17 protein-coding genes are annotated in these 14,069 nt (G+C 68.0%); 9 read left to right on the forward strand and 8 right to left on the reverse strand.

Features of this window, described 5'->3' with window-relative positions:
- Positions 1 to 2: 2 nt before the first annotated feature.
- From nrdE to ABD648_RS19005, 3 genes are all read left to right on the forward strand, one after another.
- On the forward strand, positions 3 to 2,138 hold the full coding sequence (gene nrdE / locus ABD648_RS18995; RefSeq protein ID WP_282217453.1) for a class 1b ribonucleoside-diphosphate reductase subunit alpha: 2,136 nt from the start codon (positions 3 to 5) through the stop codon (positions 2,136 to 2,138).
- Between the two features lie 44 nt (positions 2,139 to 2,182).
- Positions 2,183 to 3,160, forward strand: a complete 978-nt coding sequence (gene nrdF, locus ABD648_RS19000) for a class 1b ribonucleoside-diphosphate reductase subunit beta (protein ID WP_282216490.1) — start codon at positions 2,183 to 2,185, stop codon at positions 3,158 to 3,160.
- A gap of 302 nt (positions 3,161 to 3,462) precedes the next feature.
- Complete coding sequence (locus tag ABD648_RS19005) at positions 3,463 to 4,470, forward strand: hypothetical protein (protein WP_282216491.1); 1,008 nt, start codon at positions 3,463 to 3,465, stop codon at positions 4,468 to 4,470.
- A 22-nt stretch (positions 4,471 to 4,492) separates the two neighbouring features.
- Here the strand turns inward: ABD648_RS19005 and ABD648_RS19010 are convergent, their stop codons facing one another.
- Entirely contained in the window at positions 4,493 to 5,104 is a 612-nt protein-coding gene (locus tag ABD648_RS19010; RefSeq protein ID WP_282216492.1) for a flavodoxin family protein, read from the reverse strand.
- 94 nt (positions 5,105 to 5,198) lie between these two features.
- On the opposite strand from ABD648_RS19010, the gene ABD648_RS19015 reads away from it, so the two are divergent.
- Positions 5,199 to 5,405, forward strand: coding sequence for a hypothetical protein (locus ABD648_RS19015; protein WP_282216493.1), 207 nt, complete (start codon positions 5,199 to 5,201; stop codon positions 5,403 to 5,405).
- 12 nt (positions 5,406 to 5,417) lie between these two features.
- Here ABD648_RS19015 and ABD648_RS19020 read toward each other — a convergent pair whose 3' ends face one another.
- Genes ABD648_RS19020 through ABD648_RS19030 form a run of 3 tightly spaced genes read right to left on the reverse strand, consistent with a single transcriptional unit; the run spans position 5,418 to position 6,836 of the window.
- Positions 5,418 to 6,020, reverse strand: coding sequence for a GNAT family N-acetyltransferase (locus ABD648_RS19020; protein WP_282216494.1), 603 nt, complete (start codon positions 6,018 to 6,020; stop codon positions 5,418 to 5,420).
- Positions 6,021 to 6,028: 8 nt separating this feature from the next.
- The gene (locus ABD648_RS19025; RefSeq protein WP_282216495.1) at positions 6,029 to 6,451 is read right to left on the reverse strand and encodes an ImmA/IrrE family metallo-endopeptidase; all 423 of its coding nucleotides are present in this window, start codon (positions 6,449 to 6,451) and stop codon (positions 6,029 to 6,031) included.
- Between the two features lie 7 nt (positions 6,452 to 6,458).
- Positions 6,459 to 6,836 carry an XRE family transcriptional regulator gene (locus tag ABD648_RS19030; protein ID WP_282216496.1) on the reverse strand — a complete coding sequence of 126 codons (378 nt, stop codon included), beginning with the start codon at positions 6,834 to 6,836 and terminating at the stop codon, positions 6,459 to 6,461.
- A 118-nt stretch (positions 6,837 to 6,954) separates the two neighbouring features.
- On the opposite strand from ABD648_RS19030, the gene ABD648_RS19035 reads away from it, so the two are divergent.
- Genes ABD648_RS19035 through ABD648_RS19045 form a run of 3 tightly spaced genes read left to right on the forward strand, consistent with a single transcriptional unit; the run spans position 6,955 to position 8,530 of the window.
- The gene (locus ABD648_RS19035) at positions 6,955 to 7,161 is read left to right on the forward strand and encodes an XRE family transcriptional regulator (protein WP_282216497.1); all 207 of its coding nucleotides are present in this window, start codon (positions 6,955 to 6,957) and stop codon (positions 7,159 to 7,161) included.
- A 20-nt stretch (positions 7,162 to 7,181) separates the two neighbouring features.
- The gene (locus tag ABD648_RS19040) at positions 7,182 to 8,111 is read left to right on the forward strand and encodes an aldo/keto reductase (RefSeq protein ID WP_282216498.1); all 930 of its coding nucleotides are present in this window, start codon (positions 7,182 to 7,184) and stop codon (positions 8,109 to 8,111) included.
- Positions 8,112 to 8,149: 38 nt separating this feature from the next.
- On the forward strand, positions 8,150 to 8,530 hold the full coding sequence (locus ABD648_RS19045) for a PLDc N-terminal domain-containing protein (RefSeq protein ID WP_282216499.1): 381 nt from the start codon (positions 8,150 to 8,152) through the stop codon (positions 8,528 to 8,530).
- Positions 8,531 to 8,533: 3 nt separating this feature from the next.
- Here the strand turns inward: ABD648_RS19045 and ABD648_RS19050 are convergent, their stop codons facing one another.
- The 3 genes from ABD648_RS19050 to ABD648_RS19060 are packed head-to-tail and all read right to left on the reverse strand — an operon-like array spanning position 8,534 to position 10,783.
- Positions 8,534 to 9,508, reverse strand: coding sequence for an epimerase (locus ABD648_RS19050; protein ID WP_282216500.1), 975 nt, complete (start codon positions 9,506 to 9,508; stop codon positions 8,534 to 8,536).
- On the reverse strand, positions 9,505 to 10,140 hold the full coding sequence (locus ABD648_RS19055) for a DUF4166 domain-containing protein (protein WP_282216501.1): 636 nt from the start codon (positions 10,138 to 10,140) through the stop codon (positions 9,505 to 9,507). Before ABD648_RS19055 ends, ABD648_RS19050 begins: the two co-directional genes overlap by 4 nt.
- 37 nt (positions 10,141 to 10,177) lie before the next feature.
- On the reverse strand, positions 10,178 to 10,783 hold the full coding sequence (locus ABD648_RS19060) for a TetR/AcrR family transcriptional regulator (protein ID WP_282216502.1): 606 nt from the start codon (positions 10,781 to 10,783) through the stop codon (positions 10,178 to 10,180).
- 106 nt (positions 10,784 to 10,889) lie between these two features.
- Between ABD648_RS19060 and ABD648_RS19065 the strand changes: the two genes are divergently transcribed.
- Both ABD648_RS19065 and ABD648_RS19070 read left to right on the forward strand, forming a co-directional pair.
- Entirely contained in the window at positions 10,890 to 11,696 is an 807-nt protein-coding gene (locus ABD648_RS19065; RefSeq protein WP_282216503.1) for a sugar phosphate isomerase/epimerase family protein, read from the forward strand.
- Positions 11,696 to 12,826, forward strand: a complete 1,131-nt coding sequence (locus ABD648_RS19070; RefSeq protein WP_282216504.1) for a Gfo/Idh/MocA family protein — start codon at positions 11,696 to 11,698, stop codon at positions 12,824 to 12,826. Before ABD648_RS19065 ends, ABD648_RS19070 begins: the two co-directional genes overlap by 1 nt.
- 25 nt (positions 12,827 to 12,851) lie before the next feature.
- Here ABD648_RS19070 and ABD648_RS19075 read toward each other — a convergent pair whose 3' ends face one another.
- Complete coding sequence (locus ABD648_RS19075; protein WP_282216505.1) at positions 12,852 to 14,048, reverse strand: ROK family transcriptional regulator; 1,197 nt, start codon at positions 14,046 to 14,048, stop codon at positions 12,852 to 12,854.
- Positions 14,049 to 14,069: the final 21 nt, after the last annotated feature.

Consider the following 14,069-nt stretch of genomic DNA (forward strand, 5'->3'; position numbering starts at 1 on the left):
AGATGGTGGCATTCAAGGCGAACCCTTCCTATGAGGGGCTCGACTATCACGCGCTCAACGCGATGCTGAATCTCTATGACGCGAACGGCAAGATCCAGTTCGACGCCGACAAGCGCGCCGCGCGGGAGTACTTCCTGCAGCACGTGAACCAGAACACCGTGTTCTTCCACTCGCTCAAGGAGCGACTGGACTACCTCGTGGAGAAGGAGTACTACGAGGGCGCGGTCATCGAGAAGTACTCGTTCGACTTCATCCAGAAGCTCAACGACCTGGCCTACTCGAAGAAGTTCCGCTTCGAGACGTTCCTCGGCGCGTTCAAGTACTACACGAGCTACACGCTGAAGACGTTCGACGGCAAGCGCTACCTCGAGCGCTTCGAGGACCGCGTCGTGATGACGGCCCTCGGCCTGGCAGACGGCGACGAGAAGCTCGCGGTGAACCTCGTCGAGGAGATCATCTCCGGTCGCTTCCAGCCGGCCACCCCGACCTTCCTCAACGCCGGCAAGGCGCAGCGCGGCGAGCTCGTCAGCTGCTTCCTGCTGCGCATCGAGGACAACATGGAGTCGATCGCCCGCGGCATCAACTCCGCGCTGCAGCTCTCGAAGCGCGGCGGCGGCGTGGCCCTGCTCCTGTCGAACATCCGCGAGTCGGGTGCGCCTATCAAGCAGATCGAGAACCAGTCGTCGGGCATCATCCCCGTGATGAAGCTCCTCGAAGACAGCTTCAGCTACGCGAACCAGCTGGGTGCCCGTCAGGGCGCGGGCGCGGTGTACCTCAACGCCCACCACCCCGACATCATGCGCTTCCTCGACACCAAGCGTGAGAACGCCGACGAGAAGATCCGCATCAAGACGCTGTCGCTCGGCGTCGTCGTTCCCGACATCACCTTCGAGCTCGCGAAGAACGACGAGGACATGTACCTGTTCTCGCCGTACGACGTCGAGAAGGTCTACGGGGTTCCGTTCGGCGACATCTCCGTCACCGAGAAGTACCGCGAGATGGTCGACGACCCGCGCATCAAGAAGACCAAGATCAACGCGCGCGAGTTCTTCCAGACGGTCGCAGAGATCCAGTTCGAGTCGGGCTACCCGTACGTCATGTTCGAAGACACGGTGAACAAGGCGAACCCGATCAAGGGCCGCATCAACATGTCCAACCTCTGCAGCGAGATCCTGCAGGTGAACACGCCGACGACGTACAACGACGACCTGTCGTACGACAACATCGGCAAGGACATCTCGTGCAACCTCGGCTCGATGAACATCGCGCTGTCGATGGATGCCGACGACCTCGGCCAGACGGTCGAGACGGCCATCCGCGCCCTCACCGCGGTCAGCGACCAGAGCCACATCGGCTCGGTGCGCTCGATCGAGGACGGCAACGACCGCTCGCACGCCATCGGCCTCGGCCAGATGAACCTGCACGGGTACCTTGCCCGCGAGCACGTGTACTACGGGTCCGAAGAGGGCATCGACTTCACGAACATCTACTTCTACACGGTGCTGTTCCACGCGCTGCGTGCCTCGAACAACCTCGCGATCGAGCGGGGGACGACGTTCGACGGCTTCGAGGACTCGACCTACGCGTCCGGTGCGTTCTTCGACAAGTACATCGAGCGCGCCTGGGTCCCCGAGACCGACAAGGTCAAGGAGCTCTTCGCCGGCAAGCACATCCCCACGCAGGAGGACTGGTCTGCGCTGAAGGCTTCCATTCAGGAGCACGGCATCTACAACCAGAACCTGCAGGCGGTGCCGCCGACTGGCTCGATCTCGTACATCAACAACTCGACGTCGTCGATCCACCCGATCGCGTCGAAGATCGAGATCCGCAAGGAAGGCAAGCTCGGTCGCGTGTACTACCCGGCGGCGTTCATGACGAACGACAACCTGGAGTACTACCAGGACGCGTACGAGATCGGCTATGAGAAGGTCATCGACACGTACGCCGCGGCGACGCAGCACGTCGACCAGGGCCTGTCCCTGACGCTGTTCTTCAAGGACACCGCCACGACACGCGACATCAACAAGGCGCAGATCTACGCATGGCGCAAGGGCATCAAGACGATCTACTACATCCGTCTGCGTCAGATGGCCCTCGAGGGCACCGACATGGCCGAGTGCGTCTCCTGCATGCTCTGACCACTTCGACACGCTCAGCGACCCAGAATCAGGACGACAAGAAAATGACTCCCTCACCGCTCAAGCTGGTCGACCACGTGCAGGCGATCAACTGGAACCGCATCCAGGACGATAAGGACGTCGAGGTGTGGAACCGCCTCGTCAACAACTTCTGGCTGCCCGAGAAGATCCCGCTGTCGAACGACATCCAGTCGTGGAACACGCTGACCTCCGAAGAGCAGCTCCTCACGATGCGGGTCTTCACCGGGCTCACGCTGCTCGACACGGTGCAGGCCACGGTTGGCGCCGTCTCGCTGATCCCCGATGCGATCACCCCGCACGAGGAGGCCGTCTACACGAACATCGCGTTCATGGAATCGGTGCACGCCAAGAGCTACTCCTCGATCTTCTCGACGCTCGCGTCGACGAAGGAGATCGACGAGGCGTTCCGGTGGTCGGTGGAGAACCCGAACCTTCAGCGCAAGGCGCAGATCGTCACCGACTACTACCGCGGCGACGACCCGCTCAAGCGCAAGGTCGCCTCGACCCTGCTCGAGAGCTTCCTGTTCTACTCGGGCTTCTACCTGCCGATGCACTGGTCGAGCCGGGCGAAGCTCACGAACACCGCCGACCTCATCCGCCTCATCATCCGTGACGAGGCCGTGCACGGGTACTACATCGGCTACAAGTTCCAGAAGGGCCTCGAGACGCTCGACCAGGCCCGGAAGGACGAGCTGAAGGACTACACCTTCTCGCTGCTGTACGAGCTGTACGACAACGAGGTGCAGTACACGCAGGACCTCTACGACGGCGTCGGTCTCACCGAAGACGTGAAGAAGTTCCTGCACTACAACGCCAACAAGGCGCTGATGAACCTCGGCTACGAGGCGATGTTCCCGTCGAGCGTGACCAACGTGAACCCGGCGATCCTGTCGGCGCTCTCGCCCAACGCCGACGAGAACCACGACTTCTTCAGCGGGTCGGGCTCCTCGTACGTCATCGGCAAGGCCGAGGCCACGGAAGACGACGACTGGGACTTCTGAGAGTCGCCGGTCGGCGGCTGAGCCGCTGACGAATCAAAAGGCCCCTGGGGCCGCTCCCCAGAGCGGCTCACCAGGGGCCTTTTCGTGCCACCCGCCGGTCGAACACGGAGTGCCGGGTGCCGGGTGCCGGTGCATCCTGTCCCGCAGGGTGCACCGGCACCGTGGGGGAACCGCGAACGGGGGAGCGTTGCGCGATTCACCTATAAAGAGTGCAGAGTCCTCGCGGAGTGACGAACGCTCACGCATCCTGCAGGGAAGCGCCGTTCCGGACTCGCGGTGATGCGCGTTCTAGGATTGCTCCGATGAGCGAGCCGACGACCGACGCCGCGGTGCGCGCGACCGTGGGGCGCAAGCTCATCCGCAACCCTCTGCTGTGGGGCGCGCTGCTCCTTCTCGGCGCGATCGTCGCGACGCTCGCGGGCGACGACCTGAGCTTCTTCCCGATGCTGTTGATGCTGGTCGGCGGGTGGTTCTTCGGCTTCGCCTTCGTCAACGCAACGCTGCGCATGACGCCGTCTCGCAACGGCGCGTACCTGCACATCGGTGTCGCCGTGGTCCTCGGTGCGACCGTCGCGTTCGTGGTCGAGTACGGGAGCGAGCTGCTCGAACCTCTCCCGGAGTGGGTGAGCGGTGTCGCGGTCGTGCTGCAGATCGCCGCGATCCCGGCGACGGGGTGGATCTGGCTCGGACTGCTCGGCCGCGTCACCGACGCTTTGACGCGACGCGAACGGAGGAAGCATCCGCTGCCCACGACCGTCGAGTGGGAGCGCGAGGAGAGCGGCGACGGGTCGAGCGTGCGCATCAACGGCATCCCGCTCCGGATGAAGGCCCTCACAGGTGCGATCGTCGGCATCGTGATCGTCTTCGGGCTCTTCGGCACGCTGCTGCTGATCGCGTTCGACGACTTCGTGATGCGCCTGGGGCCTCGGCTTATGATCATCGTCGTGGGGACCCTGATCGCCCTCCCGGTGTACCTGGCGTTGACCGCGGTGCTGCGGCGGCGGATGGTCGCGTGCGTCATCGCCTTCGGCAACGACGAACTCCGCGTCCAGGTGGGGGATGCGGACCATGTCGTTCCGTTCCGCGATCTCGAGTTCCTGCTGTGGCGGTCTCGCAGCGACTACGCCCGGATCGAGGTGCGCGGCGCCGGCGTCGATCTGTCGGTCGTCGCGGGGCTCGCGAAGCCCCCGGCCGGCCGTACGGCCGAGCTCCCCGTCCTGCCTCGCCGTGTCTTCCGTCGCCTGGAGCTGGCAGGCCTGAGCGTGAAGCGCGCGCGCCGCGGCGAGGTCATCACCTTCACGCGCCCGTAAATCCCGAGCGACGTCCCGGGCCTCAGCTGTTCGGATACTCGCGCTCCCGCAGCACCCGCGCGAGATGTGCCGCATTCCGCGCCGCGGTCGCCGTGGCGGCCGCCACCTTCTCCGGCGTCTCGTCGAGGTCCTGGTAGTCGGTCGTGTGCATGGCTTCGCCGTTCCAGTAGACCGAGGACTGCGAGGGGATCGTGTACCCGACGTCGTTGAGGGACTGGAAGAGGATCGCGGCGATGTGATGCGCGCCGTCCTCGTTACCGACGATCCCGGCGATCGCGACCTTGTCCAGCAGCGTGAGCCTGCCGCGGGCATCCGTCTCACCGAGCTCGGCGTCGAGTCGTTCGAGCACACGCTGAGCGACACTCGAGTGCTGTCCCATCCAGGTCGGCGTGACGAGCACCAGGATGTCGGCATCGAGGATCCGACGCCGCACGCTCGGCCACTCGTCGTCTCCGCCCATGTCCTTCTCGACGCCCGGGCTGATCACGTGGTCGACGACACGGGCGACCTCCCCGGTGACGCCGTGCCCTGCCAGGGCCGTGAGGATCTGCGATGCGAGCAGATCCGAGCTCGACTCGCCGGGGGAGGGCTTCAGGGTGCAGGAGAGGGCGACGGCCGTCAGTGGGGCGTTCATGCAGCGAGAGAACCACGATCCTCCAGCCCGACCCCAGGGGGTTTCCTCCGCCGGTCCGGTACGCTAGAGGGCGGCCGCTACGACAGGAGATCCCGTGATCCTCAGCTTCATCTTCTTCATGATCCTCTTCCTCGGAGGCATCTGGCTGATGGGTCTCGCGCAGTCGCTCCCGGACGAGTACGCGGCTTACGTCTTCGTCGCCGGTCTTCTCATCGTGAGCCTGTCGCTCGCCTTCATGATGCGTGCGCGCGGCTCCGCGACCCGCCGCAAGGACAACTGGTCGGGCAGCCCGACCGAGTGATCGACGGCGCGCTCAGCGCCGTCGCGCGAGCCGCGATTCGAGGTTGGCCTTCACCGCGGGCCATTCCGGCTCGATGATCGAGAACTCGACGCTGTCGCGCAGCGCGCCGTTGCGGTAACGGCTCATGGCTCGCATCACGCCGTCCTGCTTGGCGCCGAGCCGCTCGATGGCCGCCCGCGACTGGAAGTTCACCCACTGCGTCGTCAGGCCGACCCGGAACACCCCGAGCGTCTCGAAGGCGTGCCGGAGCAGCAGGAGCTTGGACTCCGCGTTCGTGCCCGTGCCGTGCGCCGACGGGCGGTTCCAGGTGTACCCGATGTGCAGGCGCGGCACGTCGGCGACGATGTCGTAGTACGACGTCAGTCCGAGGATGCGGCCGGCGGCGTCGAACGCCGTGAACGGCAGCATCTCGCCCTTTTCGATCAGGCCGATGCGACGGTCGACCTCGGCCGCGACACCATCGGGGGCCGGGACCGACGTGTACCACGCGGTCTTCCACAGGTCGCCCTCCTCGACCGCCTCCACGAGGCCGGCGACGTGCGCGCGTTCCAGGGGACGGAGTTCGACGAGTTCGCCGGTGAGGGTGACGGGGACGGGGGTGACGAGAAAGCCCATGGAGCCATTCAACCAGCGCGCGCTGGGGTCATGCTGCGGTGGGCGAGGTTCTCCCTGCCGATTCGCCGCAGACGGCGCTGGTAGGCCAGGACGAGCTCGATCGTGACGTCGAGTTCGAACGCGAGGCTGGCGAGGTGAGGGCCGCGGGCGTCTTCCGCGGCTGCGTAGGCGTCGGCGGTGATGAGCAGGCACGCCGCCCATTCGTCGGCCTGCCGCTCCTGCTGTCGGCGGATCGTCGGCACGGTCGACGGGGTGTGGCCGAGGACGACGTGGCCGAGTTCGTGGGCGAGGACGCTGCGGGTCGTGCGCACAGTCATGCCGGGCGCGAGCCGAATCGTGCGGGAGTCCGGCGCGAAGCCCCCGCGAGTGGGTCCGGGACGCTCGACCACGCGCACCCCGTGCTCCTCGGCGAGGCGGAGGAGCGGGTGCATGATTCCCCTATTCGTAGAGGTCGTCGGTGTCGGCGTCGTGCCGGAGGTGCGATGCGAAAGCGACCTCGGAGAGATCTTCGCGCGGACCGGGGACATCGGGTGTGCGTCGGAGGACGCTGATCCGTGCGCGGGGAGCGCCGTCTTCGGCCTGGAGCCGCTCCTCGGCCCGGGAGAGGAGCACGTGAGGCTCGAGATCGACGGCCACGCAGACGGCGTAGACGATCGGGACGGGGATGGCCCGCTTGCCTGTGACGTAGTTGTCGAGTGCGCTGCGAGCGATGCCGATGGTCCGCGCCATCGCCGCGATGCTGCTCCTCGAGGCGGCGATCTCCGCGCGCAGCTGTCGGCCGACGGCGGCGTTGAAAAGGTCGGCAGGTGTCTCCATCTGGCTCACCATAGCATCGGCATGTAGCCAGGATGCCGTCATATTGGTTCACTCGACGCTTGTTCGCTTTCGATCGGGAGGATAGTGTCGACGGATGAGGGCGATAGCGAGTCATTTGGTGGCGTCCGCCGTCGTGTCCGAACTCGAGCGGGCTGACCGATCCGTCGAATGGCTCTCGGTTAGCACCGGCATCGACCGCGAGGTCCTGGCGTCGAAACTGCATTTCCACGAGGACTTCACCATGGTGGATCTGTCCGACATCGCGACCGCCCTCGGGGTCCCGGTGTCCGCACTCGCTCCGAGTCCGCGGCCTCCGGGTCGGTGACGCGCGGTAGCGTGTCCGACATGAAGACAGTGCCGTTCGGATCCGCCACCGCCCCCGCCGTCGTCGCCGGAATGATGCGCATCGATGACAAGGACGACGCGCACATCCGCGACCTCTACGCCGCCGCACGCGAATCGGGAATCGACTTCTTCGATCACGCCGACATCTACGGCGGCAGCATGCATCACTGCGAGTCGCGGTTCGCCGATGCGCTGCAGCTCACTTCCGCGGAGCGCGATGAGATCGTGCTGCAGACCAAGTGCGGCATCGTGCCGCAGCAGGGGACGTTCGACTTCTCGTACGAGCACATCCTCGCGCAGGTCGAGGGATCCCTCGCGGCCCTGCGCACCGACCGGATCGACGTGCTCCTGCTCCACCGCCCCGACGCGCTCGTGGAACCCGACGAGGTCGCCCGTGCGTTCGACGAGCTCGAGGCCGCGGGCAAAGTGCGGGCGTTCGGTGTCTCGAATCACACGCCTCGTCAGATCGATCTGCTGCGCACGGCCGTCCGCCAGCCGCTGATCGCGAATCAGCTGCAGCTGTCGATCACGCACGCGCCGATCATCGCGCAGCCGGTCGCGATGAACATGTCAGGCGAGGAGCAGAGCGTGGTCCGCGACGGCGGCGGAATCGTCGAGTACTGCCGCATCAACGGCATCACCGTCCAGGCATGGTCGCCGTTCCAGGGCGGCTTCTTCACCGGGGTGTTCCTCGGCAACCCGGAGTACGCCGAGCTCAACGCTGTGATCGATCGGCTGGCGACTTCGTACGGCGTCACGCCGATCGCGATCGCGACCGCCTGGATCACCCGTCACCCCGCGCACATGCAGGTCGTGCTCGGCACGACCACGCCGCAGCGGGTCCGCGATGCCGCCGCAGGCGCCGATGTCGAGCTCACGCGCGCGGAGTGGTACGAGCTGTTCCGCGCCGGCGGCCATGTGCTCCCGTAGGCCGAGCGGTCGCTTCCGACGTCGTCTACCCTGAACTCATGCCGTTCCTCTCGATCCTCATCGTCGCCCTGATGATCGTCGCGCTGATCGACGTCATCACGCGCGACGACTCCCAGGTGAAGCACCTGCCGAAGATGGTGTGGATCATCATCGTGATCCTGCTGCCGCTGATCGGCAGCGCGCTCTGGTTCGGGATCGGTCGCGAGTACGGCGAACCCGGCATCTCCCTCCCGCGGATGCGGCGGGCGGAGCGGCGTGCGGGACCTGTCGACGTCCGTCCGGCACCGCCCACAGACGTGCGCACGACCGAGCAGCAGATCGCCGACCTCGATCGCGAGATCGAGGAATGGCGACTCCGCGAAGAGCTCGAGCGTCGCCGGCGAGACGGCGAGGAACCGGCCGCCGGGACGGCGTCCTAGGGCCTACACCGCGGTCGCGACCTCGCGATCGAAGGATTCCCGGACAGCGTCTTCGAGCGTCGGATAGCGGAACTCGAACCCTGCTGTCGTGAGCTTCTCCGGAAGCACCCAGCGGCTCTTGAGGACGAGCTCGGTCTCGGTGCGGATGCCGACGGCCCCGAGCTCCAGCATCCAGCGCGGCGTCGGCACCCCGATGCGCACCCCGAGCACGCGCCGCACGGTCGCCATGAACTCGACGTTGTCGACCGGGTGGGGAGCGGCGGCGTTGACCTCGCCCTCGAGGGTCGGTGTGTCCTCGAGGAAGTCGATGATGCGCGCCACGTCTTCGATGTGCACCCAGCTGAAGCGCTGGCGGCCTCGGCGTGCACCGGGGAAGTGCGCCGTGCCCGCAGCGCGGCGAGCCCTGCTCACCGGCCAGCGGCCGTCGTACTGGGCCCCGCCGAGTCCCAGCCTGGCGAGGTTCCGGATCGGGCCGAGCACGCCGCCGTGGCCGAGGACGATCGCGCTGCGCAGCGCGACGCGGCGCGTGCCGGGGAGATCGGCGGCGAACAGCGCCTTCTCCCAGGCCTTCGCGACCTCGACCGAGAATCCGCTGCCGAGCTCGCCGTCCGACTCGGTCATCGGTCGATCCTCCGCATGGCGGTAGATCGTGGCGGTCGAGGAGTTCACCCAGAGCGCGGGAGGGGCGGAGGCCTTCTCGATGGCGCTGCTCAGCGACGAGGTCGTGTCCAGGCGCGAGCGGAAGATCTCGGCACGGTTCTCCGGCGTGTAGCGGCAGTTGACGCTCTTGCCTGCCAGCCCGATCACGAGAGAGGCGCCGTCGACCGCCTGATCGATCGCCGCCTGATCGCCCCAGCGGATGTCGGCTCCGGAGCGGGAGATCGTGACGACCTCGCGGCCCTCGGACCGCAGGCGCGCGATCAGGTACCGCCCCATGAATCCGGTCGAACCCCCGATGACGACCCTGCCTGCGCTCATCCGGCGGTCTCCTTCGCTGCGTCGGTCTCGATGCGGTACTCGAAGTGCCCGCGGTATTCGTACACGCGGCCGAGGAGGGGAGCGTCGATGCTCACACTCACGAACTGGCGGTCACGGTCGTCGTCGAAGCGCTCGGTGAGCCGGACGATAGGGGAGAGGGCCCGGGGGAGGCGCAGGCGCAGGCGTCCGAGCCGGAGCCCGACCGCGCGGCTGGTGAGTTCGAGGGCGCCGTCCCGTACGTCGAGGTCGAAGCAGGCGGCGATCAGGCCGGGCTCTCCGAGCTCGTCGACCACGCGGCCGTGGCGGGTGAGGGCGACCGCGTCGTGCATGATCCACGGCCCGCGCGGCAGGTGGAAGGTGCGTTCGCCGATGGCGCGGGAGGCGATCGTGCGGTTCTCCACGCGGAAGGGGACGTCGCGCTCCCAGCAGGCGGCGACCACGCCGCGGCGCTCCAGCAGGCGGAGGAACGGCCAGAGCAGACGTCGCGGAGTCCCGACGCGTTCGAAGACCCCCTCGCCGACGCCGACAGCGCCGTCGGGGATCGCCTGGAAGTACGTGCGGAGCCGAGGATGCAGATCCTCGAGGCGGTCGCCGAGCGCCCTCGCGTAGGGAGACTGCGGCACGGGCGTCACGATTCGAGCCTAGCCCGCGGGCTCGTCGCCGCCCGCCTCAGTCCGCCGGCCTCAGCAGCCGGTCGAGGAGGGCCAGAGCCTCGTGCTGCGGAGCGGCGTCGTCGAGCAGCCACTGGGTCTGGAGGCCGTCGGATGCCGCCACGACGAGCGCCGCGACGGCATCCGGGTCGGCGTCCTGACGGAGGCGTCCGCGTTCCTGCTGCTCTCTGACCGTTTCGGCCAGGCGTGCTCGGACGTCGGCGAACCGTGCCGTCGCGAACTCGCGCGCCACCGGGTGGCCGTCGTCCAGGGCGGTCGCGACCAGCGTCGAGTAGAGCTGGACGAGCCCGGGAACCTCCCGGTTGGTGCGCGCGGACGCGATCATACGCTCGACGGGCGTGGCGTCGTCCGCCACGATCTCGTGCCGGTGGGTGGGGGCGTTGCTCTCTTCGTAGACGGCGACGAGGAGCTCCTCCAGTGACCCGAAGTAGTGCGTCAGCGCCGCGTGGGTGACCCCGACTTCCCGTGCGATCGCGCGCAGACTGGTGCGGTCGGCGCCGCGCGCGGCGAACACCTCGATGGCGCGGTCCAGGATCTCCTGGCGCCGCGCGATCCCCTTGGCGTAGGCACCGCGCGGGCGGGGGCTCTCGTCATCGTCGGGCATGTCCGGAGTCTAGCGAATGAAAACTTCCGCGTGGAGGTATTTGGTGATAGCGTGCTCAGGTCGGGTCGCGCACCCGCCGTCACCGATGACCGAAGGAGCAAGACCGATGACGATTCAGACCTCCCTCCAGCTGTTCACGATCAAGGACCAGCTGGACGCCGACCTCGAAGGATCGCTCGCCGCTGTCGCCGCGCGCGGCTTCATGGCCGTCGAACCGTACGACTTCGTGCGCCGTGCCGCACCGCTGGCCGAAGCACTCACGGCAGCGGGACTCACCGCGCCCTCCGGCCACGCCTTCCTCGCGTCCGAGTCCTTCGTCAACCCCGACGGCAGCGGCACCACGGTGCCGGTGCCCTCGCCCGCCGAGGTCTTCGCCGCGGCGAAGGTGCTCGGCATGACGACGGTCATCGACCCGTACACGGCGCCGGCGCGCTGGACCTCGGTCGCCCAGATCGAGGAGACCGCGCGCCTGCTCAACGAGGCCGCCGCCGTCGGAGCCACGGTCGACGTGCGAGTGGGCTACCACAACCACGCGCACGAGCTGGAGGCCGTGTTCGACGGCGTCACGGGCCTCGAGGTGCTCGCGGGACTGCTCGACGAGCGCGTCGTGCTCGAGGTCGACCTGTACTGGGTCGCCCGCGGCGGTGTCGACCCGGTCGCCCTGCTCGAGCGCCTCGGCACCCGCGTGATCGCGGTGCACGCCAAGGACGGCACGCTCGACCCTGCACTCGCGAACGCGTATCCGCCGGCCGACCAGGTGGCCGCGGGCGAAGGCGCCGTGCCGCTCGTCGAGGCGATCGCCGCGGCATCCGCGCTCGAACTCGCGATCGTCGAGTTCGATCACTACGAGGGCGACCTGTTCGACGCGATCGAGCGCAGCCGGGTCTACCTCGACGAGAAGGTCGCGCGCTGATGGCAGGCGGCACCGGTCCCGTCGGCGTCGGCATCATCGGCGCGGGGAACATCAGCGACCAGTATCTGACCCAGCTCACCACCTTCCCGGATGTGCGCGTCCTCGCGGTCGCCGACGTGATCGAGGAGCGCGCGAAGGCGCAGGCGGAGAAGTACGGGGTGCCGCGCGCCGGCGGCGTCGACGTCGTGCTCGACGATCCGGAGATCGACATCGTCGTGAACCTCACGATCCCCGCGGTGCACGTCGAGGTCTCCGAGGCGATCATCGCGGCGGGTAAGCATGTCTGGACCGAGAAGCCCATCGGCGTGAGCCGCGAGGAGTCCCGCCGACTGCTGGAGAAGGCGGATGCCGCCGGACTCCGCGTGGGCGTCGCGCCCGACACCGTGCTCGGCCCGGGGGTGCAGACGGCGAAGCGCGCGATCGCCCGTGGCGACATCGGTCGCCCGCTGTTCGCGCAGACGACGTTCCAGTGGCAGGGCCCGGAGATCTTCCACCCGAACCCGGCGTTCCTGTATGCCAAGGGCGGCGGGCCGCTGCTCGACATGGGGCCGTACTACGTCTCCACGCTCGTGCATGTGTTCGGTCCGGTCGCCTCCGTGGCAGCCCTCGGGTTGCAGGGTGCGCCGACCAGGCGCGTGCAGGTCGGCGAGCTCGCGGGGCAGGAGTTCCCGGTCGAGATCCCGTCCACGCTCAGCGTGCTGATGGACTTCGAGCAGGGCGGCCAGGCGCAGAGCATCTACAGCACCGATTCGCCCGCCATCCGCCAGGGGATCGTCGAGATCACCGGCAGCGAGGGCACGCTCGTGATCCCCGATCCGAACACGTTCGGCGGAGCGATCTCGATCACCCGGCCGCTTCGGCTCGGGCAGCAGCCTGTCGAGCAGGAGGTCGTCGACGTCGTGCAGGAGGGCGTGCTCGCCGGTCGCGGCGTCGGGCTCCTCGACATGGCGCGCTCGATCGCCGCCGGGCGTCCGCACGTCGCGACGGGGGAGTTCGGCTACCACGTGCTCGACACGCTGCTGTCGATCGAGGAGGCCGCGGAATCCCGCAGCTTCGTCTCCGTCGAGAGCTCGCTCGATCGGGTCGGTGCGCTCGACGCCGACTTCGACCCCTTCGCCGCCACGCTCTGAACGTGTCCCGTGGCGGTGGAGACGCTCAGCGCGTCTTCGCCGCCACGTAGGCGTCGACGTTCGCGGGTGAGAGCACCTCGCGAGCGACCATGATCGCCGCGCCGAGCACGGCCGCCCTGTCGCCGGCCTGGGACTGCACGATCGCCAGATGCTGCGTCGCCAGCGGGATCGAGCGCCGGTAGACCACTTCGCGGACGCCCGCGAGCAGATGCTCGCCGGCCCGGGCGATGCTGCCGCCGAGCACGATGATCGAGGGGTTCAGCAGGTTGACGACCGTGGCGAGGACCTCGCCGACGTCGCGTCCGGCCTGACGGGTGGCCTCGATCGCTGCGGCGTTGCCCGCGCGGACGAGGTCGACCACGTCCGAGGCGCTCTGCACATCGTGCCCGTCTTCGCGCAGGGCGACAGCCAGCGCGGACCCGCTGGCGAGGGCCTCGAGGTCGCGCTCGTCACCCGGTTCGCGTGCGGATCCGGCACCGGTCGGCACCTGGACGTGACCCATGTCGCCGGCGGACCCCTGGGCGCCGCGCTGCAGCTGGCCGCCGGCGATGATGCCCGACCCGATTCCGGTCGACACCTTGACGAAGATGAGGTCGTCGACCTGTGGCCAGCTCGTCGCCTGCTCGCCGAGCGCGAGGATGTTGACGTCGTTGTCGACGAGCACCGGCACGTCGAAGGTCTGCTGCACGTAGCGGGGGACGTCGAAACGGTCCCACCCTGGCATGATCGGCGGATTGGTGGGGCGGCCCGTGGAGTGCTCGACGGGCCCGGGCACGCCGATGCCCACGCCGAGCAGGGGGAGACCTGCGGCGGTCGGCGTCTCGAGCAGTGCCGTGCCGTCGGAGAGGATCGTGTCCAGCAGTGCCTCCGGCCCGTCACCGATATCGATCGTGCGCGTGCGCGCGTCGAGGATGACTCCGGCCAGGTCGGCGACGGCCACCGTCGCGTGCGTCGCGCCGAGGTCCACCGCGAGCACGACTCCGGCACGCGGATTGAAAGCGACGCGCGCGGGCGGGCGTCCGCCGGTGGACGCCGCCTCGCCGGCGGGGCGCAGCAGATCGGCGGCGAGCAGCGCGTCGACTCGTAGCGCCACGGTCGAGCGGGCGAGACCGGTGAGCGCGGCGAGCTCGGCCTTGGTGCGCGCATGTCCGTCGCGGAGGATCTGGAAGATCTCGCCGGTGCCCGGATTCGTCGCCGCGACGGGTCGCAGAACATCAACCATTGCGTCAGTAAACCACAGGCT

The sequence above is a fragment of the Microbacterium luteolum genome (assembly GCF_039533965.1).
GTDB classification, from domain to species: Bacteria; Actinomycetota; Actinomycetes; order Actinomycetales; family Microbacteriaceae; genus Microbacterium; species Microbacterium luteolum.

What these genes read in the sequence shown, in the direction of transcription:
- ABD648_RS19070 (WP_282216504.1), top strand. Translation starts at nt 11,696, where the DNA reads ATGGCAGGCGGCACCGGTCCCGTCGGCGTCGGCATCATCGGCGCGGGG.
- ABD648_RS19025 (WP_282216495.1), bottom strand. Translation starts at nt 6,451, where the DNA reads ATGCACCCGCTCCTCCGCCTCGCCGAGGAGCACGGGGTGCGCGTGGTC.
- ABD648_RS19005 (WP_282216491.1), top strand. Translation starts at nt 3,463, where the DNA reads ATGAGCGAGCCGACGACCGACGCCGCGGTGCGCGCGACCGTGGGGCGC.
- nrdE (WP_282217453.1), top strand. Translation starts at nt 3, where the DNA reads ATGGTGGCATTCAAGGCGAACCCTTCCTATGAGGGGCTCGACTATCAC.
- ABD648_RS19045 (WP_282216499.1), top strand. Translation starts at nt 8,150, where the DNA reads ATGCCGTTCCTCTCGATCCTCATCGTCGCCCTGATGATCGTCGCGCTG.
- ABD648_RS19075 (WP_282216505.1), bottom strand. Translation starts at nt 14,048, where the DNA reads ATGGTTGATGTTCTGCGACCCGTCGCGGCGACGAATCCGGGCACCGGC.
- ABD648_RS19030 (WP_282216496.1), bottom strand. Translation starts at nt 6,836, where the DNA reads ATGGAGACACCTGCCGACCTTTTCAACGCCGCCGTCGGCCGACAGCTG.
- nrdF (WP_282216490.1), top strand. Translation starts at nt 2,183, where the DNA reads ATGACTCCCTCACCGCTCAAGCTGGTCGACCACGTGCAGGCGATCAAC.
- ABD648_RS19020 (WP_282216494.1), bottom strand. Translation starts at nt 6,020, where the DNA reads ATGGGCTTTCTCGTCACCCCCGTCCCCGTCACCCTCACCGGCGAACTC.
- ABD648_RS19065 (WP_282216503.1), top strand. Translation starts at nt 10,890, where the DNA reads ATGACGATTCAGACCTCCCTCCAGCTGTTCACGATCAAGGACCAGCTG.
- ABD648_RS19040 (WP_282216498.1), top strand. Translation starts at nt 7,182, where the DNA reads ATGAAGACAGTGCCGTTCGGATCCGCCACCGCCCCCGCCGTCGTCGCC.
- ABD648_RS19010 (WP_282216492.1), bottom strand. Translation starts at nt 5,104, where the DNA reads ATGAACGCCCCACTGACGGCCGTCGCCCTCTCCTGCACCCTGAAGCCC.
- ABD648_RS19060 (WP_282216502.1), bottom strand. Translation starts at nt 10,783, where the DNA reads ATGCCCGACGATGACGAGAGCCCCCGCCCGCGCGGTGCCTACGCCAAG.
- ABD648_RS19050 (WP_282216500.1), bottom strand. Translation starts at nt 9,508, where the DNA reads ATGAGCGCAGGCAGGGTCGTCATCGGGGGTTCGACCGGATTCATGGGG.